The sequence below is a fragment of the Bradyrhizobium sp. NBAIM08 genome, from assembly GCF_020193935.1.
Lineage (GTDB): Bacteria > Pseudomonadota > Alphaproteobacteria > Rhizobiales > Xanthobacteraceae > Bradyrhizobium > Bradyrhizobium yuanmingense.
This window is the reverse complement of record NZ_JADYVR010000001.1, coordinates 609,229-630,035: the sequence shown is the minus strand read 5'-3', so window position 1 is coordinate 630,035 and position 20,807 is coordinate 609,229. Positions and strand designations below refer to the sequence as shown.

The following is a 20,807-nucleotide window of genomic DNA, read 5'->3' as shown; positions in this document are numbered from 1 at the left end:
GTCAGGCCGCGGAGGGCGCTTGGGCTGAAGGAATTTGGGTTGGAGGCGCGATGGCGGCGCTGAGGCGGTCGAGCTCGGCCTCGTTGCGGGCGGAGCCGCGGATGTAACGGTCGGGACGAACCAGTGCGGCGATGATGCCGTGCTCGCGCAGCCAGGGCCCAAGATCGTTGGCATCGTCGCTGGTCAGGATCTTGATCCCCGTCTGCGACAGCGCGAGACGCGATGAGAGTGCCGCCGCCGTCTCGACGAGCAGCACGTGGTTGTAGCCGGTCCGGTCATCGCTGCGGCTGGCGTCGGTCAACGTGAACTGCGGCGCGAGATGTCCGGCGAGCGGCAGGTCGCCGAACACTAGTCCGGGGCCGAGCAGGGGCTTCTTCACGTCCAGCTTGACCGGCGCGTTCTCGCGCGATTCGCCGGCGGCAAGGCCGGCCTCGATCGCCTTAGTGTTGATGACACCGCCGAGGCGAATGGCGAGCTCGATGAACGCGCGCACATGCGGCAGCCGTTCGCTCTGATAGGTGTCGAGCAGATCGGGCGCGGCGCCTTCGCGGATCACGCTCGCCAGCTTCCAGGCGAGGTTGGCGGCATCGCGAATGCCGGCGCACATGCCCTGGCCGAGGAACGGCGGGGTCTGGTGCGCAGAATCGCCCGCGAGCAGCAATCGCCCGTTCCGCCATTGCTGCGCGATGACCGAATGGAACGTGTAGACCGCGGCGCGCTCGATCTCGGCATCGGCGGGCGTGATCCAGCGCGACAGCAGCTCCCAGACCTTCGCGGGTTGCGCGACGTCCTGCGAATCCTCGTCCGGGAGAACCGTGATCTCCCAGCGGCGCCGCGTGCCGGTGCCGCGCACGTAAGTCGCGGGCCGGCTGGGATCGCAGTGCTGAAGGCTGTAATCACCGAGGTCGTCGCGCACGCGCTTGAGCAGGACGTCGATCACGAGCCAGCGCTCGTGGAAGCCGAGGTCGTCCATGCCCGAACCGATGAAGCGGCGCACTAGGGAGCGGGCGCCGTCGCAGCCGATCACGTAGGCGGTTCGGACCTCGCTGAGCCTCCCGTTAGAGAGGTCTTCGCAGCGGACGCGCACGCCGTGCTCGTCCTGATCGAGCGCGAACACCTCGCAGCGGTTGCGCAAGGTGACGTGCGGCCAGCGGGCGAGGCCACCGATCAACGCGTCCTCCAGATCCGGCTGGTGGAAGCGGTAGCTGAGATGCCAGCCCATCGGCGTCAGCGTTTGCGGACGGGACCAGTCCAGCAGCATGCGGCCGGCTGCATCGAGAAACAGCATGCCGGGACTGAGAATGACGTGCGGCAGGATCGCCTCGGCAAGCCCGATGGTCTGGAACACGCGCATGCATTCATCGTCGAAATGCACCGCGCGCGGCAGATGATAGGTCCGCGCCTCGCGCTCCAGCACCAGAGTCCGCACGCCGCACAGGCCGAGCAGGTTGGCGAGCGTGGCGCCCACCGGCCCGCGGCCGACGATCACGACGTCAAACTCTTCAGGGGTGGATTTATCTTGCATGGGGTATCTCTTCCCCAAGCAGGGCTGGCGCTTCAACGCCGGCGCGCCAAGTGTCCGCCCAGCGGACGGCTTCTATTCCGCAACAGGAATGGCCGACGCCGTTTCCAGCAGCTGGCTCGCAAACTGCGCGACCGCTTCCTCGATCCCCAGCGCCGAGCGGATCCAGATGATCGAGATGCAGCCGAATACGGCCCCGTCCCGCACGATGGCAACGGCGATCGAAGCCGTCTTGGGATTGTATTCGCCCTCGCTGCGGATCGCGTAGCCTCGCGCGGCGGTCTCAGCGATCATGCGGTCGAGCCGGCCCTGGTCGAGGAAAGGGCGGTCGTCGACCTCATCGATGCGGCGGAGATGATTGATGATGAGATAGCGTTCGCGCGCAGGGCAGGCGGCGAGATAGGCGCGGCCCGCAGACGTGCGCAGCATCGGCAGGCGCTTGCCGATCATGCCGCGATCGATCGAGAGCGGGCTGCGAGAGTGGGTGGTCTCCTGCACCACCATCGCCGCGTTCTCGTAAGTCGAGAGATCGACCGGCCAGACCAGCTTCTTGCTGAGATCGGCGAGATAAGGCGCCGCCGCCTGGCAGATCACCACGCCGGGATCGTAGCCGTCGCCGAGGCTTAGGGCACGCCGGGTGACCCGAAACCGGTCGTCGCTGGCGCTGCGGGCGATATAGCCGAGCTCCTCCAGGGTTTCGAGGAGGCGGTAGACGGTGGGTCGAGGCAGGTCGAGCGCGCGGGCAACGTCGCCGGCGCGGATGCCGCCGGAGCGGTTGACCTCCTGCAGCACGTCGAGTCCGCGCTTGAAGGCGCGGACGCCCTCAGACTGCCGGGGCTGGCCGTTCCGCGTCCGCTCCTTGGACACTTCCTATTTCCTCCCTTGTGGCACATCGCGGCGCGCTTATTGTCGCCTGCGAACGCGAGGCGATTGCGGAACGCCACCGTAGGATCGCGCGCGGCCGGTATCAAGCTCGCCGCAACACGGCGACCGCGATGCCTTCGGGAGGAGTTCGATGGAAATCGCAGCGCTCGGCTATATCGGAATCAGCTCATCACAGCTCGAGCAGTGGAGCCGGATGGCGACCGGGCTGCTCGGCATGCAGCAGGTCGATCGCGGCGGCAAGATGCGGGCCTTCCGCATGGACGACCGCAAGCAGCGGCTGATCGTCGACGGCGGCAGCGATGCTGGCCTTGCGGTGATGGGATGGGAAGTTCCTTCGACCGTCGAACTGGATAAGCTGGCAGGACGGCTCGAAAGCCATGGCATCAAGGTGGCGAAGGGCTCGCGCGCACTCGCTGACGAGCGGCATGTCGCCGAGCTGATCGCGTTCACTGACCCCGCCGGCAACCGGCTGGAGGCTTTTTGCAAGCCGGAGCTTGCGAGCGAGCCGTTCAGGCCGGGTCGCCCGATCTCGGGCTTCCGCACCGGCGCGCTCGGCATGGGGCATGTCGTGCTCAATGTGGAGGACGTGGAGCCGCTGTTGCCGTTCTATCGCGACGTGCTCGGCTTTCACGTCTCCGATTTCGGGCTGAAGCCTTACGGGCTTTATTTCTTCCACGTCAACGGCCGCCACCACTCCTTTGCGATGGTCGGCTCAGGGCGAAAGGCGATGCATCACTTCATGGTCGAGCTCGGCTGCCTCGATGATGTCGGGCAGGGCTACGACCTCGCGCAGATGGAGGAGGGGCGCATCGCCTACACGCTGGGCCGGCACACCAATGATCACATGACCTCGTTCTACGTGAATACGCCATCCGGCTTCTTCATCGAATATGGCTGGGGCGGACGCGTCATCGATCCCGAGACCTGGCAGCCGCACGAGACCTTTGATGGGCCCTCCCTGTGGGGCCACGAGCGGCTGCATATGCCGGAAGAGCAGCGCACGCGATTGCGCGACATGCGGCTCGACGCGGCTGCCCGCGGCGTGCGCGTCGCCGATCCGCGCGTGCCGCCGCTCAATTGCGCGTGGCTGGACTCGGTGGTCGCGCGTGAGTGACCTGCGGCGACGTCGCGATCAGGCTTCGCCGAGATCGACCTCGGTCAAGATGCCCTGGCGCAGCGCCAGCCGGACCAGCTCGATGTCGGAGCCGACGCCGAGCTTGTCCTTGATCAGCGAGTGCAGGTTCGCCACCGTCTTCGGGCTGACATGCAGCGTCTCGGCGATCTCCTCCGTCGTGTTCTCGGCGAGCAGCAACCGCAGCACCTCGAACTCGCGTGGCGTCAGCACGTCGGCGGCGGAGCTCTCGCCGCTGATGCGGCTGAGCGCAAGCTCGTGGTCGATGTCGGGGCTGATGGCAATCTTGCCGGCGAGCACGTCCTTGACCGCGCGCACCAAGGTCTCGGGCGGGCTGGTCTTGGTGACGTAGCCCCGTGCACCGGCGCGGATCGCCTGCACGGCAAATCCGGCGTTCTCGTGCATGGTGAAAACGAGAATCCGTGCCGCCTTGTCCCACTGCCTGATCCGCCTGACGGCCTCGATGCCGCCTATGCCGGGCATGCTGAGGTCCATGATGACGAGGTCGGGCGTCTCGGATTTGTAGAGGCGATAGGCTTCCGCTCCGTCGGCCGCCTCGGCGACAACGCGCAGGCCCGGCTGCTTCTGCAGCACCGAGCGATAGCCCTCACGGACGACGGAATGGTCGTCGACCAGCAGGATGGTCGCTTCCGCCGTGCTCATGCAGCGTGCTCCAGGGCCTCAGAGGCGGCAGCCGGGAGCGGAATGAATACGCGCAGCGAGGAGCCCTGAAGGCCGGTCTCGAAGCTGATCCGGCCGCGAAGCGCGGCGACGCGCTCGCGCATGCCCAGCAGGCCCATGCCCGATTTTGCGGAAGCCTCGTTCGGGCGGCCGTCGTCCTCGACCACGAGAGCAATCTCGCTGTCGGCCATGGTCAAATGCAGGCTAACCTTCGTTGCACCGGCATGCTTGGCCGCGTTGGTGAGTGCCTCCTGCACGATGCGGTACAGGTTGGCACTGACAGAGGCGGGCACGCTGTCGAAGGCGCCGTCGAACCGGATCTCGAAGCGCGGCTGGCCGCGGCTGCGGCCGTTCCACCCCGAGACCAGGCCTTCGAGACTGGCGACCAGGCCGAGCTCCTCGACATCGGGCGGCCGCAGCCGGAACAACGCGCCGCGCAGCGTCTCCATCATGCCGGTCGCGGTGCGGGCAATGCTGTCGCATTCGCCGAGCAGGTCGGGACAGTCCTGCGCCGCAGTCTGGCGGGCGGATGCGGCCAGCGCGCGGATCGCGGCGAGGGACTGGCCGAATTCGTCGTGCAGTTCGCGGGCGAGATGGCGGCGCTCCTCGTCCTGGAGCGCGATCAGCTTCCGCGTCAGCTCGTTGCGTTCGGCAAGCGCCGTGTCGAGGCTTTCCGCGAGATGGTTAAAGACGTCGCGGATGGCGGAGAGCTCGGCGAGGTCGAACGGCGGCAGCCGGGTGGAGAGGTCGCCGGCGGCGATGCGTTCGAGGCCGCTGCCGATCATGCGGGTGGGCCGCAAGGCGCGGGCCAGTGCGGCATAGACCAGCGCGCAGAGCAGCGGCAGCGCGATCGCAAGCGCGATCATCAAGCGGCCGGCCTCGTGCCAGGCCTCCGCCGTCTGCACCGCCGGGTCGATAGAGACCACGGTCTCGCCGAGCTTGGTTCCGCGCACGATCACGGGGCGCGCCGCCTCGCGGCCGGGGTCGAATAGGCTGCGATAGAAGGCGGAGAAGGCTTGCGGCGGCGGGCTCGCCGGGGCAGGCGCGCCGCTACAGAAGCGCTGCAGCATGTCGCCGCTCGCGCTGCGGAAGCCGAGGCAGAGGCCGGGCGTCATCACATGGGCCGACACCGGGTCGAGGTCCGGAAAGTCCGAGCGGGGGCTCGCCGCCCACTGCACCTTGCCTTGCTGCAGCTCCAGCGTCTTGGCCACGATGGCGGCGATCCCGTCGATGCGCGCATGCGCGGCGCTATCGGCGGTGATGAGGAAATAGGTGGAGATCGCGGCGAAGCAGGCAGCCGATATCGCCGCCACGCGCAGCGTCAGACGGACCTTGAGATCGAATCTCGGGCGATTCCACATCGGCTTGCACCTGGCGCGAACGGGCTTGTCGCGCCTCATTAAAGGGCAGAACGCCAGCGGCGGGAAGCGTTCCCGACTTGCCGCAGTGCAACGTCGTGAAATTTTCCCGGCGCTGCTCGGGACGGTGACGGGTGCGGGGCCTGAGGCGGCCCGTCCAGATTTTCGTCCCATCCACGAGGTCCGTTCATGCACCGCTGCCGCCTGGTTCTCTCCGCCTGTCTCCTCCTCGTCCTCTCTTGCTCGCCCCTCGCTGCGCAGGCCGCCATCGGCGTCGCCATGGACGATTTCAGCTACACCGACACTTCGGGCGAGCCGACCGACCAGACCGCGGCCCACGAGCGGCGGCTGGCGGCGTTCATGGCCGCGCTTCGAAGGGACATCGAGGCAGACCAGCGCTACCGCTTGGTGCGATCCGCCCAAGATGGAGCGGTGTTCAAGGTGGTCGGCGGCATTCAGAAGACGAGTACGCTGGTGCAATGGGCCAAGGTCGCCGTGATCGACGTCGGCGCCAAGACGCTTGTGCTGGACAAGCTCTACAGCTTCCGCGGCGACAATGACGAGGCATGGGAGCGCGCCCAGATGTTCGTGTCTCGCGAGGTCATCGCCGCGCTCGGCACGCCTGCGCCGGTCGCGCTGGCCGTGTTCGATTTCGAGCTCGAGGACATGACGGCCGCCTCAGCGGGAGCGTCCGCTGCGTCGGACGCGTCATATCTCGCGGAGGTCACGGGCGGTGTGCGCGAGGCGCTCGGCCAATCCGGCCGTTACCGCATCGTCGAGGTCGGCGCAGAGGCGGGGAAGGCCGGCGCGTTGCGGGATTGCGGCGGCTGCGAGGTCTCTACTGCGCGCAAGCTCGGCGCCGACCAATCACTGATCGGCGTGGTGCGCCGCGTCAGCCGCACCGAATACACGCTCGGCTTCCAGGTGCGCGATGCCAAGACCGGCGCGGTGCTGGCGCGCGGCGACAGCGGACTACGCATGGGCGCCGACTATTCCTGGAAGCGCGGGGCCGTGCGGCTGGTCACCGACCGGCTGATCGAGGGGCAACAGGCCAACGACGCGCCTAGAAGGTAAGCTGGACCTTCATCGACTGCGCGCGGTCGCTGGCGAGTTCGAAGGCCGCGACCGCATTCTCGAACGGCATGGTGGCCGTGATCAACGGTTTGACGTCAATCAGGCCTTCGCCCATCAGGCGCACCGCCAGCTCGAACTCGGGATCGAAGCGGAATGTGCCGCGCAGCTGCAATTCCTTGGCCACAATGGAATTGATCGGCAGCGTCATCTCGCCGCCGAGGCCGAGCTGCACCAGCGTCGCACCGGGCCTCAGCACGTCGAGCGCGGTGCGGAGCGCGGCCTGGTTGCCGGAGGCCTCGAACAGCGTGTCGAACACGCCCTTGCCGGCGCGCCAGGGATCGAGCGCAGTGGCATTGGTCGCGACGTTGATGGCATGCGTGGCGCCGAGCTTTTTCGCGACCGCGAGCGGAGCGTCGGCCACATCGGTGACAACGATCTCCGACGCGCCGCCGAAGCGCGAGACCAAAATCATCAGCGCGCCGATCGGACCGCAGCCGGTGATCAGCACGCGCTTGCCGAGCAGGGGACCGGCCTGCTTGCCGGCATGCAGGCACACCGCAAGCGGCTCGGCGACCGCGGCTTCCGCCAGCGACAGCTTGTCTGAGATCGGCACGGCCTGCGTCGCGTCGACCGTGATGAACTCGCGAAAGCCGCCCTGCACATGGGGAAAGCGCATCGCGCTGCCGAGGAAGCGCATGTCGAGGCACTGGTTGCGCATGCCTTCCTGGCAATGCAGGCAAGCCCCGCACGGCTTGCTCGGGTTGACCGCAACGCGCGTGCCCGACTTGACGCCGGCGACGCCGCCGCCGACGTCAGCGACGACGCCGGCGATCTCGTGACCCAGCGCCATCGGTTGCTGGATCCGCACGACACCGAAGCCGCCGTGATGATAGTAGTGCAGATCGGAGCCGCAGATTCCGCCATTGACGATCTTGACGCGGACCTCGCCAGGGCCGGGGGCCGGATCGGCATAATTGTCGATCCGCAGGTCCTTCGGGGCGTGAATGACGACGGCGCGCATGGCTTGCTCCTTCGTGGTCTTGGCGATCACATCGCGGCGATCATGCCGCCATCGACATAGATGATCTGTCCGTTGACGTAGGTCGACGCATCCGAGGCGAGGAAGATCGCGGCGCCCACCAGCTCATCCGGCTTGCCCCAGCGCTTGGAGGGAATGCGGCCCATCAGCCAATTGTTGAAATCGGCATTGTTGACCAGCGCCTCGTTCATGTCGGTGAGCATGTAGCCGGGGCCGATCGCATTGGCCTGGATGCCGTGCTGGGCCCATTCCACCGCCATCGAACGGGTCAGGTTCTTGATGCCGCCCTTGGCCGCGGTGTAGGGCGCAATGGTGGGGCGGGCGAGCTCGCTGCCGAGCGAGCCGATATTGATGATCTTGCCGTGCTTGCGCGGGATCATGCGCTTGGCCGCCTCGCGGCCGATCACGAAGGCGCTGGTGAGGTTGGTCTCGATCACCTTGCGCCATTCGTCGGTGGTGAACTCCACCAGCGGCTTCCGGTGCTGGATGCCGGCATTGTTGACGAGGATATCGACGGCGATCCCCTTATTATCGAAATCGCTGAACGCCGCGATGATTGCGGGCTCATCGGTGACGTTGAAGGCGGCGCCTTCGGCCTGGTGGCCGGCGGCGCGAAACTCGTCGACGGCCTGCTCGACTCGCTTGGGATCGACGCCGTTGATGATGATCTTCGCGCCGGCCTTGGCCATGCCCTCCGCAATGGCGCGACCGAGGCCGCGGGAGGAGCCGGTGACGAGCGCGGTGCGGCCGGAGAGATCGAAGAGGGAAGTGCTCATCTCAAGAATTCCTCAGACGTTGGAGCGGCGCACGGTGAGATCGGTGCGCTCGAAGACGGCAGGCAGGAGGTCGACGCCCAGGCCGGGGCCTTCCATCGGAAAGACATAGCCGTCCTTGATGGTGGGCATCGTGGTGACGAGCTCATTGTACCAGCCCTTGTAGAAGGCGCGCACTGATTCCTGGATCAGGGTGTTGGGCTGGCTGAACGACATGTGGATGGCCGCGATGAAGCCGATCGGGCCAATACAGTCATGAGGAGCAAAAGGCCGATGATAGGTCTCGGCCATGGCCGCGATCTTGCGGCCTTCGGTGAGACCCCCGGTCCAGCACAGATCGGCCATCACCACGTGCATGGCATCGCGGTCGAGCATGTCCTTGTAAGGGAAGCGCGAGCCCAGCGTCTCGCTGGCGCAGACCCAGACGTCGGTCGAACGGGCATATTCGGCCAACGCCTGCGGCGAGTTCATCCGGATCGGGTCTTCATACCAGGTCGGCTTGTAGGGCTCGAGCGCACGGGCGATCTGCTTGGCGGTCGGCAGATTCCAGAGCGAATGGAGCTCGACCATGATCTCCATCTTGTCGCCAACGGCTTTGCGGATCTTCTCGAACGGCTCGATCGCCTGCTTCATCTGTGCGGCAGTGATGTAGAGGCCCTTGTTCTCCTGCGCGGCGGGATCGAACGGCCAGATCTTCATCGCCGAGATGCCGCTTTCGAGCAGGCTTTCGGCGAGCGCATCGGCATGGTTCATGAAGCCGTCGAGATCTTCATAGGGCCCCTTGGAGGCGCCGAGATTCCAATTGGCCACCGGGCTGATATTGGTCGAGCGCACATATTGCGTGCCGGCGCAGGTGTTGTAGATGCGCTGCTTGTCGCGGCAGAGGCCCCCGAGCATCTGGTGCACCGGCTGACCGCAGACCTTGCCGAATAGATCCCACAGCGCGATGTCGATCGCTGATGCCGCGCGGTATTCGACGCCGGTCGAGGACTGCGCCATCGGCAGGTTCAGCATGTCGCGATGGATCGCTTCGATGTGCAGGGGATTGCGGCCGAGCAGGCGGCCGGCAAAGGTGTCGTGGATCTGCGCTTCGACCGCGCCGGCGCCATAGAAGGTTTCGCCGAGACCGATCAGACCAGTGTCGGTGTGGATGCGGACCCAGATGACGTTGGAAAATTCCTCGGTGCGCAATGTCTCGATCGACGTGATCTTCACGGCAAGTATCCTCCCATCGAACGGCGCTTCGCACCCGACGTCTCATTTTGCGCTGCAGCATGCTGCAGGTCGTGCCGACGTCTTACGCTTGCTTGTAATATATCACAACATGTTTTAAGGGTGCCACAAACAAGGCGCCACCCAGCAACGAGAGCGCGGGCTGACGGGAGAGGACGGCATGGCACGGCGCAAGCGCGCACTCGCGGTGGTGAGACACGGCGACGGGGAGGGCAGGCCCTCCCGGCGCAACCGTCTCAACTTCTTCGAGCTGGCTTATCAGAGGATCGAGGAGCTGCTCGTTCATTGCGAGCTCAAGCCCGGACAATTCATGACGATGCTGGAATTGCAGCAAATCACCGGTTTCGGCCGCACGCCGGTGCATCACGCCGTCAATCGTCTCTCCGCCGACACTCTCATCGTCATCCGGCCGCGTCACGGCCTGCACATCGCGCCGATCGATCTGGCGCGCGAGCGCATGCTGCTGGCCTTACGCCGCGACATGGAACGCTTCGTGATCCGCCTCGCGGCCGATCGTGCCAGCCTGTCGCATCGCAATCAGGCGCTGCACATCGAGCGCCTGCTGCGCGAGCGCCGCGCCAGCCTGACGCTCGACGAATTCAATCATATCGACCGCCGCATCGATGCGCTGGTGCTGGAGGCCGCCGGCGAACCTTTCCTGGTGCATACGCTGCGGCCGCTGCACACGCTGTATCGGCGCATCGGCTACATCCATCATCGCTTCATGCCGGGGCAGGCGGATCTGTCAGGCACGATCGATCATCATCTCGCCATTCTTGCAGCCGTTGCCAACCGCCGCGTCGAGGAGGCGGTGAAGGCGAGCGACGCGTTGATCGACTACATGGGCGAGATGTTTACGGGCATGGAGGCGGGGATCGATCCGCGCCTGCTCGATTGCAGCATCGAGCCGCTGCTCGGCGCGTAGAGCATGATCCGGAAAAGTGTGAGACGGTTCTCCGAAGAGATCATGCGCAAGACAACAAGCTAAAGCGTGATGAGATCCTGATGTCATCGCGCTTTAGAGAGTTCTGAAGAAAAGGAAGAAGAATGTCAACGATGGCGATGCCACAGGCGACCGCGAGCGAAGCCGCGGTCCGCTACCTCATCACGAACTACAGTCCCAAAGGCAACAAGGTCGGTTGGCTGATGATGGCCTCGATCCTGGTCGAGGCCTGGGACCTCTATTCGATCGCCTTCGTGCTGATCTTCATCAAGGAGCAGTACAATCCCGATCCACTGATGCTCGGCCTCGCCGCCGCGGGCACGCAGGGCGGTGCCCTGATCGGCGCGCTGCTCGGCGGTTGGCTGTCCGACAAGATCGGCCGCCGCGTGATGTTCCTCGTGACGATGGTGCTGTTCATCGTGCTGGCGCTGGCGCAGGCCTTCGTACCCAGCGTCGGCTGGCTCGTCGTGATCCGCTTCCTGCTCGGCATTCCACTCGGCTCCGACATCTCGACCGGCTACACCTACATCATGGAATCCATGGCCAAGGGCGAGCGCGAGGTCATGGGCAACCGCTGGCAGTTCATGTTCGCCGTCGGTGAAGTTCTCACCATCGGCGTCATCGTGATCTTCCTGCTGGTCGACATGAACCACGAGATGCTGTGGCGCGTGACGCTCGGTCTCGGTGCGGTGCCGGCACTGATCATCCTGATCATGCGTCACGACGTGCCGGAGACGGCGGTGTGGCTGGTGCAAAAGGGGCGCTACCGCGAGGCCAAGCAGGTCGCGCGCGAGATGTTCAACGACAATCTCGACATGCTGCCGGATCGGGACGTCGAGGTTCCCAAGACCAGCACGCGCGCATTCCTCGCTGACCTCAGGAAGGATCCGATTCGCTGGCGCGCCACCCTTTATGGCTGGATCGCCTGTTTCGCCCAGGCGAGCGAGTTCTCGACCTTCGCATTCTATCTGCCGGTGCTGTTTGTGATGGTCGGCGTATCGAGCGTGCTCGGCATCAATGTGGTGACGATGGCGCTGTTCTCTTTCGCCGCCCTGTCGGGCTGGGTCGGACCCTTGCTGACGCCGAAGATCGGCCATCGTGGCATCGCCATCGCCGGCTTCGGCATCGTGCTGGTTTCGCTGCTGGTCGCGGCCTTCGCGCTCTACACCGACAACAAGATCCTGCTGCCGTTCGCCGCCGCCGGCATGCTCTGGGGCCATTATTGGGATGCGTCGAACTGCATGACGATCCCGACCATGGTCGCCCGTCCGCGATATCGGGGCACCGCAAGCGGCTTCGCCTACATGTTCGTGAAGCTGCCGTCGTTCCTGGCGATCTTCCTGTTCCCAACGGTGTTTGCCGCGATCGGGCAGGCGAACGCCACGCTGATGGTCGCGATCTTCCCGCTGGTAGGCCTGCTTGCCGCGATCTTCATCCTGCCGGAAGTCTACGGCTACGAGAACGACTGACGATGAGCGCTATCTGATCGCGGCGGCTAACGCCGCGATCAGGGCCGGCGGCGTCACCAGCAGGCCGAGCTTGAGGAACGGCCAGGCGCCGACCTCGATTTTCTCGCGGCGGAGCGCGACCAGCCAGAGGATGGTGGCGAGCGAGCCGGTGACCGACAGATTGGGGCCGAGATCGACGCCAATCAGGATCGCGCTGACGACGGGCACCGGCAGATGATCGCCGGCGGCAACCGAGCCGGCGACGAGGCCGACCGGAAGATTGTTGGCGATGTTGTCGGCGAGCGCGGTGGCAATGCCCACGCTCCAGGCCGCCTGCGGGACCGATTGAGCTACCGCCTGGTGCAGCAACGCGTTGAGCTGCGCGATCACGCCGGTCTTGATCAACGCCTCCACCATGACGAAGAGCCCGCCGACGAGCGGCAACACGCTCCAGGACACCCCGCGCAGCACGGGCAAGGGTGATTGCCGGCTGAGCAGCAGCACGATCGCGGCCGTCACGCCGCCGCAGATAAAGGTCGGCAGGCCGAGCTGCTTGTCGAGCGCTGACGCCGTGACCAGCACGATGCCGATCGCGACGATGCCTATTGCGGTGAGCTTGCCGCCGCGGCCGAGCTTGGGATGCGGCACGCTGCGCGCGATCGTCTCTTCCTTCAGCGCGTGGTGCTGGGTCAGGCGCAGCACGATGTAGGTCAGCAGGATCGACGCCGCCGAGGGCAAGGCGAACAGGCGTAGCCATTCCGTCAGGTGCGGCATGCGCGCGCCGAACACGACGAGGTTGGCGGGGTTGGAGATCGGCAGGACGAAACTCGCGGCATTGGCGATGAAGGCGCAGACGAACAGATAAGGCAGCGGCTTCGCGCCGGCCGCGCGCGTCGCGGCATGGACGGCCGGCGTCAGCACGATCGCGGTAGCATCGTTGGAAAGCAGCACGGTCACGAGCGTGCCGACGAGATAGATAAGAAGAAACAGCCGCTGCGGCGAGCCGCGTGCGTATTCCACCGCGAGCGCGGCCAGATAATCGAACAGGCCTTCGAGCCGCGCCAGCTCGGCGATCAGCATCATGCCGATCAGGAAGAGATAGACGTCGAGGCCTTTCTCGATGCCGACAAGCGCGTCCTGCCAAGGCAGCAAGCCTGATAGCACCAGGGCGCTCGCGCCGATCGCGGCCCAGATCGCCTCGGGAAGGCGAAACGGCCGGATGATGACGCAGGCGGTCGCGACGAAGATGATGCTCCAGGCCCAGATGGCGTCAGACGGCACGTTCATTCCTTGAGGTTCGGTCAGTCATTCGGCATCGATAACCGATGCGGGAACGGCTGTCTTCCCCTAGAGTCTTGCCGCGGCAACGGACTGGAATTCGTGGCTGCTTCTCGCGAATGTGACACTCACCTTGCCACCGACAGCTTCTCCATGATCGCCTTGCGCAGGATGCGCGAGAGCGATTCCACCGAATACGGCTTCTGGATCAGCTCGAATCCGCGGTGGGCGTTCTCGGCCAGCACGTTGCTGTAGCCGGAAGTGAGCACCACGGGCAGGCCCGGATAGCGCTCGCGGATGATGCCGGCGAGCTCGACCCCGTTCATGCCGGGCATGATGACGTCGGAGAACACGAGGTCGACGGCAAATTCGTTCTCGCCCAGGATCGCCAGCGCCGCGTTGGCATTGGCGACGCGGCGCACGACATAGCCGAGATCCTCCAGGAGCTCGGTGGAGAAGCGGCCGACCTCGTCGTCGTCCTCGACCACGAGCACGCGATAACCACGCCCGGTCGTGGCCGCCTCGTGGCTCAGGGCCGCTGCTTCCTTCTCCGTGGTGGGGCTTTGCGCCTGCGGCAGGTAGATGGTGAAGGTGGCACCTTCACCTTGCGTGCTCGTCACCGCAATGTCGCCCTCGGACTGCTTTGCGAAGCCGAAGGCCTGGCTGAGCCCGAGGCCGGTGCCCTTGCCGACCTCCTTGGTGGTGAAGAACGGCTCGAAGATCTGTTCGAGATGTTCCGGCGCGATGCCGCTGCCGGTGTCGGTAACGGAGATCGCGACATAGTCGCCGCGGCGCGCCGATTGTGCGCGCAGGCTCGGTATTCCCGAGACCTTGCGCACGGCGATGGTGAGGCGGCCTTCGCCGTCCATGGCATCGCGGGCGTTGATGGCGAGATTGATCAGCGCGGTCTCGAACTGGGCGATGTCGGCCACCGTGAAGCAACCGGTGTCCCGAACCTCCACGGCGATCTCGATGCGGGCGCCGACCAGCGGCCGCACCAGCTGCGCCACGCCCTCGACCTGGCTGCCGACGTTGAAGATCTGCGGCTTCAGCGGTTGCCGGCGCGCGAAGGCCAGAAGCTGCGCGGTCAGCTTGGAGGCGCGCTCGACCGTGTCTGAGATGGCATCGACGTAGCGTCGGCGGCGCTCCTCCGGCAGCTCGCGGCGGCGCAGGAAATCGGTCGCAGAGCGGATGATGGTGAGAAGATTGTTGAAGTCGTGAGCGACGCCACCGGTGAGCTGGCCGATCGCCTCCATCTTCTGCGACTGCCGCAGCGCTTCCTCGCCGCGGCGCCGCTCGGTGATGTCCACCGCCTCGGGCACGGCGCCGGTGATGTTGCCCTGGCGGTCGAGCACGGGACGCATGCCGAAGTCGAAATCGCGCTCGCCGATCGGAAGGCGCAGGCGCATCTCCAGCCGCACGGGTTCGCCCTTGAGCACGGTGTCGAAGGCCTCGCGCACGGCGGCACTCATGCCCTCCGTGCCGGTGAACCAGGGTGTGTCCCAGAACGGCTTTCCGACCACGTCCGCGGAATTCGCCTTGATGCCGGCGAGCGCGGTCTTGTTGGCGTAGACCAGCTGGCCCTCGAGATTGACCAGGCCCTGATACTGATTGCTCGTCTCCAGGATCGCGCGCAGCCGCGCCTCGTTGGCTTCGAGCTCGGCGGTGCGCTCGGCGATGCGCTCTTCCAGCGTCTCGTTCAGCCGCCGGAGATCGATCTCGGCCTGCTTGGCGACGGTGACGTCGTGGGCGACGCCGATGAAGCCGATATGCTTGCCGGTCGCATCCCAGCGCGGCTGCGATTCCGAGCGGAGCCAGCGCCATTCGCCGCTGGCGTTCTTGTAGCGCGCTTCCAGCACGAAGGGTTTGAGGGACGCTTCACCCTGGACGGATTGCTGCAGCACGTGCGGCAGGTCGTCGGGATGCAGCACCTTGCGCCAGTCGAAGTCGATGGCCTGGTCGTAGGGCAGGCCGACGAAATCGACATAGGCCTGGTTGGCGAAGGACCGCTTGCGGTCGAGCTTGGTGACCCAGATCGGCACCGGCGCGCTGTCGGCGATCAGCCGGAAGCGCTCCTCGCTTTCGCGCAGCGTCTCGCGCGCCAGCGCCTGATCGGTCATGTCGATATGAGCGCCGACGAGCCGGATGGCGCGGCCGTCCTTGTCGCGCTCGATCTTTGCGACGACCCGGATCCAGCGGGTCTCGCTGTCGCTGGGGCGGATGATGCGGTATTCGGCGCTATAGTCCTCGCTCGCTCCGGCGAGCGCTTCGAAGAAATGCTTGACAGTGGCGTCGCGGTCGTCGGGATGGATACGGTTGACCCAATCCTCGTGCGACTCCTCGGCGGCTTCCGGCGGAAGGCCGTGGATCATCAGATATTCGGGCGAACGCCGGTTCTTGAAGCCTTCGCGGAAATCGACCTCGACGCCGCCGACCTTGCCGATGCGCTGGATGCGCGCCAGCTCGGCCTCGCGCTCCTGCAGCGCGCGATAGGCATTGTCGCGCTCGCGCGCGACGTCTTCGAGGTGCTGGCGCAGCCTTTCGGCGGCGATGGTCTCGGGCAAGGGTTCGTTCAAGGCATCGGCCGTTGTCATGCAGGTGCGCACGTGCCGGACCGATATTCACACAGACGGAGCGTGATGGCCATTGTTTAGAGGGCAGGTGGTGCCGGGAAATGGGGGCGCGCGCCTGAACGCAGAGAAGTACGCGGTGGTAACATCCGGTCTGGCAATTTGTTCCGAATACTGGAACGATCGGCGGATTGAGGCGTCGTCGCGAGGTGCCAGCGCGCTCATAGGCTTTCCTTTCCCACGAGGCTAAATCTTGAAGCTCTTTATCTGCCAGGCCTGCGGCAACGTCCTCTATTTCGAGAACCGCGCCTGCGAACGCTGCGGCCATCGGATCGCCTTCCTGCCAGAGAAGGAGACGATGTCGGCGATCGAGGCCGACGGAGACGCCTGGACCATCCTCGCCGACAAGAGTGAGAGCCGGATGCTGTGCCGGAATGCCGAGTACGACGCCTGCAACTGGCTGACCGACGCAGGCGATAGCACCGGCTATTGCCGCGCCTGCCGCCACAACGGGACCGTGCCGAACCTTTCGGATCCGGCGCAGCTCGCCGGCTGGCGCGAGCTGGAGGTGGCCAAGCACCGGCTGTTCTATTCCCTGATCCGCTGGAAGCTGCCGCTCCAGACCCGCCAGGACAATCCCGAGCATGGCCTGATCTTCAACTTCCTCGCCGACGATCCGCACAGCGGCGAGAAGGTCATGACCGGCCATGACAACGGCCTGATCACGATCGCGCTGACCGAGGCCGACGACATTGAGCGCGAGCGGCGCCGGCTCGAGATGGGCGAGCCCTATCGGACGCTGCTCGGGCATTTCCGCCACGAGGTCGGACATTACTTCTGGGATGTGCTGGTGCGCGATGGCGGCAAGCTCGACCAGTGCCGCGCCGTCTTCGGCGACGATAGCGCCGATTACGGCCAGGCCCTGCAGCGCCATTATGCCGAGGGCGCGCCGCCGGACTGGCAGCAGAACTACGTCTCGGCCTATGCCACGACGCATCCGTGGGAGGATTTTGCCGAGACATGGGCGCATTACCTCCACATCGTCGATGCCCTGGAAATGGCCGCCGAGTTCGGCATGGAGGTGCGTCCCAAGGTCGACCGCGACGGGGAGCTGACGGCGCGCATCCGCTTCAACCCGTACGAGGCCAGGGATGTCGAGGTGCTGGTCAACGCATGGCTGCCCTTCACCTTCGCCATGAACAGCGTCAACCGCGCCATGGGCCTGCGCGACCTCTATCCCTTCATCCTGTCGCCCGCGGTGGTCGGCAAGCTGGGCTTCATTCATGACCTGGTCCGGGACGCGGCCAAGGCCGGGAAGCCCTAGGGATGCCGCACGGCCGGCGCGCCGAGCCCATTTCGGTCTTGCGCTGGTACGCCAAAGGCGGCCCGATTTAGACCGTTGCCTCCGGCCCATTTTGATGTACCACGGGAGCCACACGGCCCCTCCCAAAGGCTCCAACGGCCAGGGAAGGGTCCCGCCCAAGGTCGAGACTCAAGAAAAGCATGTTCAAACGCATTCTGATCGCCAATCGCGGCGAAATCGCCTGCCGGGTCATCAAGACTGCCCGCAAGATGGGAATTCAGACGGTTGCGGTCTATTCCGAGGCCGACCGCGATGCCCTCCATGTCGAGATGGCCGATGAGGCGGTGCTGATCGGTCCCCCCGCCGCGGCCGAGAGCTACCTGGTGATCGAGAAGATCGTGGAGGCCTGCCGCAAGACGGGGGCCGAGGCCGTGCATCCCGGCTACGGCTTCCTGTCCGAGCGCGAGGCGTTTCCGCGCGCGCTGGAAGCCGCAGGCATCGTTTTCATCGGCCCGAACCCCGGCGCGATCGCCGCCATGGGCGACAAGATCGAATCCAAGAAGGCTGCCGCAAAAGCGAAAGTCTCGACCGTGCCGGGCTATCTCGGCGTCATCGAGGACGACAAGCACGCCGTGCGCATCGCCGACGAGATCGGCTACCCCGTCATGATCAAGGCCTCCGCCGGCGGCGGCGGCAAGGGCATGCGCATCGCCCATTCCAAGGCCGAGGTCGCCGAGGGCTTCAACCTCGCCAAGGCGGAGGCCAAGGCCTCGTTCGGCGACGACCGCGTCTTCGTCGAGAAGTTCATCGTCGATCCCCGCCACATCGAGATCCAGGTGCTGGGCGACAAGCACGGCAACGTGATCTATCTCGGCGAACGCGAATGCTCGATCCAGCGCCGCAACCAGAAGGTCATCGAGGAAGCGCCGTCGCCGCTGCTTGACGAGGCGACCCGCCGCAAGATGGGCGAGCAGGCGGTCGCGCTGGCCAAGGCCGTGAACTACGATTCCGCCGGCACGGTCGAGTTTGTCGCCGGACAGGACAAGAGCTTCTACTTCCTGGAGATGAACACGCGCCTGCAGGTCGAGCATCCCGTCACCGAGCTCGTCACCGGCGTCGATCTCGTCGAGCAGATGATCCGCGTCGCGAGCGGCGAGAAGCTCGCCATCGCGCAGAAGGACGTCACGCTGACCGGCTGGGCGGTGGAATCGCGTCTCTACGCCGAAGATCCGTTCCGCAACTTCCTGCCCTCGATCGGACGCCTGGTGAAATATCGCCCGCCGGCGGAAGCCAGCAAGGACGGCATCACCATCCGCAACGATACCGGCGTGCAGGAGGGCGGCGAGATCTCGATCCATTACGATCCGATGATCGCCAAGCTCGTCACCCATGCGCCCTCGCGCGCGGCGGCGATCGAGGCGCAGGCGACTGCACTCGACTCGTTCTATGTCGACGGTATCAGGCACAACATCCCGTTCCTGTCGGCGCTGATGCATCATCCGCGCTGGCGTGAGGGACGGCTCTCGACCGGCTTCATCGCCGAGGAATTCCCCAAGGGTTTTGCGGTGCGCGTGCCCGAAGGCGAGGTCGCGCGGCGCATCGCCGCGGTCGGCGCCGCGATCGATCACGTGCTCGGGGCGCGCAAGCGGCAGATCTCCGGCCAGATGGGCGGCCGCGTCGTGCAGCGCGAGCGGCGTCGCGCGGTCTGGCTCGACCGCCAGGAGATCCTGCTCGAGGTCGCCCGCGAAGGCGAGGCGATCGCGATCCGCTTCATCGACGCCGACGGCAAGGCCGGCAACACGCATCTGTTGCAGTCGCCGTGGAAGCCGGGCGATCCGGTCTGGCAGGGCACCATCGACGGTCAGTTCGTCGCCGTGCAGACCCGCCCGATTCCGAACGGCATCCGCCTCGCGCATCAGGGCGTCGAGGTGCCGGTCTATGTCTGGACCGAGGCCGAGGCGGCCTCCGCGCGGCTGATGCCGGTGACGACGGCGTCCGACAGCGGCAAGAAGCTGCTCTGCCCGATGCCGGGCCTCGTCGTCTCGATCGCGGTTAGCGAGGGGCAGGAGGTCAAGGCCGGCGAGACCCTGGCGGTGGTCGAAGCCATGAAGATGCAGAACGTGCTGCGCGCCGAACAGGACGGAACCGTGAAGAAGATCCACGCCAGCGCCGGCGCGACACTCGCGGTGGACGCGCTGATCCTGGAGTTTGCGTAAGATAAAAGATGTGAGTGGGGGTCTTGCCGGGCCCCAAGCTCACCGTCATTGCGAGCGCAGCGAAGCAATCCAGACTGCCTCTGCGGAAAGACACTGGATTGCTTCGCTGCGCTCGCAATGACGGAGTACGTTGCGGCTGCGTCGCAATATTGGGAGGGCAACCATGGCCTTTCGTTCCCGCCGCGAGAAACTGCGATCGATCCTGTCGGGCGGGACGTGCGTCCATCCCGGCTCGGTCTATGACGCGATCTCGATCCGCATTGCCGAGGATCTCGGCTTTCCGCTTGGCATGTTCGGCGGATCGGTGGCTTCGCTCGCCGTGCTCGGCGATCCCGATGTCACGCTGATCACGCTCACCGAGCTTGCCGAGCAGATGCGGCGGATGTCGCGGGCCTCGACGCTGCCGGTGCTCGTCGATGCCGATCACGGCTATGGCAATGCACTGAACGTGCGCCGCACGGTGCAGGAGCTGGAGACGTCGGGCGCGGCCGGCCTCACCATCGAGGACACGCTGCTGCCCGCCGCATTCGGCGAGACCAAGGCGCAGCTGATCTCTCTCGAAGAAGGCGTCGGCAAGATGAAGGCGGCGCTTGGCGGCCGCAGCGATCCCTCGCTGGTGATCATGGGCCGTACGGGAGCAGCCGCGATCACCTCGATCGAGGACGCGGTGCGCCGAGCGCAGGCTTATGAGGCGGCCGGCGTCGATGCGCTGTTTTTCACCGGCATCAAGTCGCGCGCCGAGCTCGAGACCCTCGCCGCCGCCACGCGTCTGCCGATCGTGCTCGGCGGCGCGTCGGAGGAATTGAGCGGGCTCGATTATCTCGGGGGTCAGCGCGTGCGTATCGCGCTCCAGGGCCATGCGCCGATCGCCGCCGCGACGCAAGCCGTCTACGAGACGCAGAAGGCGTTGCGCGAGGGCATGGCGCCAAAAAGCCTCAAGGGCCTGGCATCGTCGGAGCTGATGGCCCGCGTGACGCGCGACGCCGCGGTCAAGGCGCGCAGCGCCGATTGGCTGGGATCGAAGACATGAGCCGGGCGATTCTCCAGGTCATGATCCGCGGCCGCGTGCAGGGCGTCGGTTATCGGGCCTGGGTGGAGTCGCAGGCCACCGCGTATGGCCTCGAAGGCTGGGTCCGCAACCGCCGCGACGGCAGCGTGGAAGCGCTGTTCGCTGGCGCGCCGACGCACGTTGCCGACATGGTCGCACTGTGCCGCCACGGCCCGCCGTCCTCGCGCGTCGACGCTGTCACCAGCGAGACGGCAAGCGCGGATGAGCTGAATTTGCGCAGGGCAGGGGAAGCGTTTTCGGTGCTGCCGACGGTGTGATGTGCATCGAGACCCGCGCCCGCACG

Annotated in this window: 17 protein-coding genes; 8 read left to right on the top strand and 9 right to left on the bottom strand. The window is 65.9% G+C overall.

The window, feature by feature from the left end; genetic code table 11:
• Position 1: 1 nt before the first annotated feature.
• Both I6F37_RS02935 and I6F37_RS02930 read right to left on the bottom strand, forming a co-directional pair.
• Positions 2 to 1,525, bottom strand: coding sequence for a bifunctional 3-(3-hydroxy-phenyl)propionate/3-hydroxycinnamic acid hydroxylase (locus I6F37_RS02935; protein WP_225150207.1), 1,524 nt, complete (start codon positions 1,523 to 1,525; stop codon positions 2 to 4).
• A gap of 72 nt (positions 1,526 to 1,597) precedes the next feature.
• The gene (locus tag I6F37_RS02930; RefSeq protein ID WP_225150206.1) at positions 1,598 to 2,389 is read right to left on the bottom strand and encodes a DNA-binding transcriptional regulator; all 792 of its coding nucleotides are present in this window, start codon (positions 2,387 to 2,389) and stop codon (positions 1,598 to 1,600) included.
• 148 nt (positions 2,390 to 2,537) lie between these two features.
• On the opposite strand from I6F37_RS02930, the gene I6F37_RS02925 reads away from it, so the two are divergent.
• Entirely contained in the window at positions 2,538 to 3,521 is a 984-nt protein-coding gene (locus tag I6F37_RS02925) for a VOC family protein (protein WP_036013516.1), read from the top strand.
• An 18-nt stretch (positions 3,522 to 3,539) separates the two neighbouring features.
• Here I6F37_RS02925 and I6F37_RS02920 read toward each other — a convergent pair whose 3' ends face one another.
• Both I6F37_RS02920 and I6F37_RS02915 read right to left on the bottom strand, forming a co-directional pair.
• Entirely contained in the window at positions 3,540 to 4,202 is a 663-nt protein-coding gene (locus tag I6F37_RS02920; RefSeq protein WP_036029111.1) for a response regulator transcription factor, read from the bottom strand.
• Entirely contained in the window at positions 4,199 to 5,581 is a 1,383-nt protein-coding gene (locus I6F37_RS02915) for a sensor histidine kinase (protein ID WP_036013520.1), read from the bottom strand. Before I6F37_RS02915 ends, I6F37_RS02920 begins: the two co-directional genes overlap by 4 nt.
• A gap of 186 nt (positions 5,582 to 5,767) precedes the next feature.
• Between I6F37_RS02915 and I6F37_RS02910 the strand changes: the two genes are divergently transcribed.
• A complete protein-coding gene (locus I6F37_RS02910; RefSeq protein WP_036013522.1) occupies positions 5,768 to 6,652 on the top strand; it encodes a DUF3280 domain-containing protein in 885 nt (294 codons plus the stop codon).
• On the opposite strand, the gene I6F37_RS02905 is transcribed toward I6F37_RS02910, so the two are convergent.
• The 3 genes from I6F37_RS02905 to I6F37_RS02895 are packed head-to-tail and all read right to left on the bottom strand — an operon-like array spanning position 6,642 to position 9,679.
• Entirely contained in the window at positions 6,642 to 7,673 is a 1,032-nt protein-coding gene (locus I6F37_RS02905; RefSeq protein WP_036013589.1) for an L-idonate 5-dehydrogenase, read from the bottom strand. The genes I6F37_RS02910 and I6F37_RS02905 overlap by 11 nt on opposite strands.
• 26 nt (positions 7,674 to 7,699) lie before the next feature.
• On the bottom strand, positions 7,700 to 8,467 hold the full coding sequence (locus I6F37_RS02900; protein ID WP_036013524.1) for a glucose 1-dehydrogenase: 768 nt from the start codon (positions 8,465 to 8,467) through the stop codon (positions 7,700 to 7,702).
• A gap of 12 nt (positions 8,468 to 8,479) precedes the next feature.
• The gene (locus tag I6F37_RS02895) at positions 8,480 to 9,679 is read right to left on the bottom strand and encodes a mandelate racemase/muconate lactonizing enzyme family protein (RefSeq protein ID WP_225114304.1); all 1,200 of its coding nucleotides are present in this window, start codon (positions 9,677 to 9,679) and stop codon (positions 8,480 to 8,482) included.
• Between the two features lie 178 nt (positions 9,680 to 9,857).
• Between I6F37_RS02895 and I6F37_RS02890 the strand changes: the two genes are divergently transcribed.
• Together I6F37_RS02890 and I6F37_RS02885 are read left to right on the top strand one after the other, a co-directional pair.
• On the top strand, positions 9,858 to 10,622 hold the full coding sequence (locus tag I6F37_RS02890) for a GntR family transcriptional regulator (RefSeq protein ID WP_036013530.1): 765 nt from the start codon (positions 9,858 to 9,860) through the stop codon (positions 10,620 to 10,622).
• Positions 10,623 to 10,744: 122 nt separating this feature from the next.
• Positions 10,745 to 12,109: an MFS transporter gene (locus I6F37_RS02885; RefSeq protein WP_057029694.1), complete on the top strand. Its 1,365-nt coding sequence runs from the start codon at positions 10,745 to 10,747 to the stop codon at positions 12,107 to 12,109.
• A 9-nt stretch (positions 12,110 to 12,118) separates the two neighbouring features.
• On the opposite strand, the gene I6F37_RS02880 is transcribed toward I6F37_RS02885, so the two are convergent.
• Positions 12,119 to 13,369, bottom strand: coding sequence for an arsenic transporter (locus I6F37_RS02880; protein ID WP_036013591.1), 1,251 nt, complete (start codon positions 13,367 to 13,369; stop codon positions 12,119 to 12,121).
• Between the two features lie 125 nt (positions 13,370 to 13,494).
• A complete protein-coding gene (locus I6F37_RS02875; protein ID WP_036013532.1) occupies positions 13,495 to 15,972 on the bottom strand; it encodes a PAS domain-containing sensor histidine kinase in 2,478 nt (825 codons plus the stop codon).
• Between the two features lie 217 nt (positions 15,973 to 16,189).
• Between I6F37_RS02875 and I6F37_RS02870 the strand changes: the two genes are divergently transcribed.
• The 4 genes from I6F37_RS02870 (at position 16,190) to I6F37_RS02855 (ending at position 20,781) form a co-directional block, all read left to right on the top strand.
• Positions 16,190 to 17,260, top strand: a complete 1,071-nt coding sequence (locus I6F37_RS02870; RefSeq protein ID WP_036013535.1) for a putative zinc-binding metallopeptidase — start codon at positions 16,190 to 16,192, stop codon at positions 17,258 to 17,260.
• A 179-nt stretch (positions 17,261 to 17,439) separates the two neighbouring features.
• Positions 17,440 to 19,455, top strand: coding sequence for an acetyl/propionyl/methylcrotonyl-CoA carboxylase subunit alpha (locus I6F37_RS02865; protein ID WP_036013538.1), 2,016 nt, complete (start codon positions 17,440 to 17,442; stop codon positions 19,453 to 19,455).
• Between the two features lie 163 nt (positions 19,456 to 19,618).
• Positions 19,619 to 20,485, top strand: coding sequence for an oxaloacetate decarboxylase (locus tag I6F37_RS02860; protein WP_036013540.1), 867 nt, complete (start codon positions 19,619 to 19,621; stop codon positions 20,483 to 20,485).
• Entirely contained in the window at positions 20,482 to 20,781 is a 300-nt protein-coding gene (locus tag I6F37_RS02855) for an acylphosphatase (RefSeq protein WP_036013541.1), read from the top strand. The genes I6F37_RS02860 and I6F37_RS02855 overlap by 4 nt, the downstream gene beginning before the upstream one ends.
• The last annotated feature ends 26 nt before the right edge of the window (positions 20,782 to 20,807 follow it).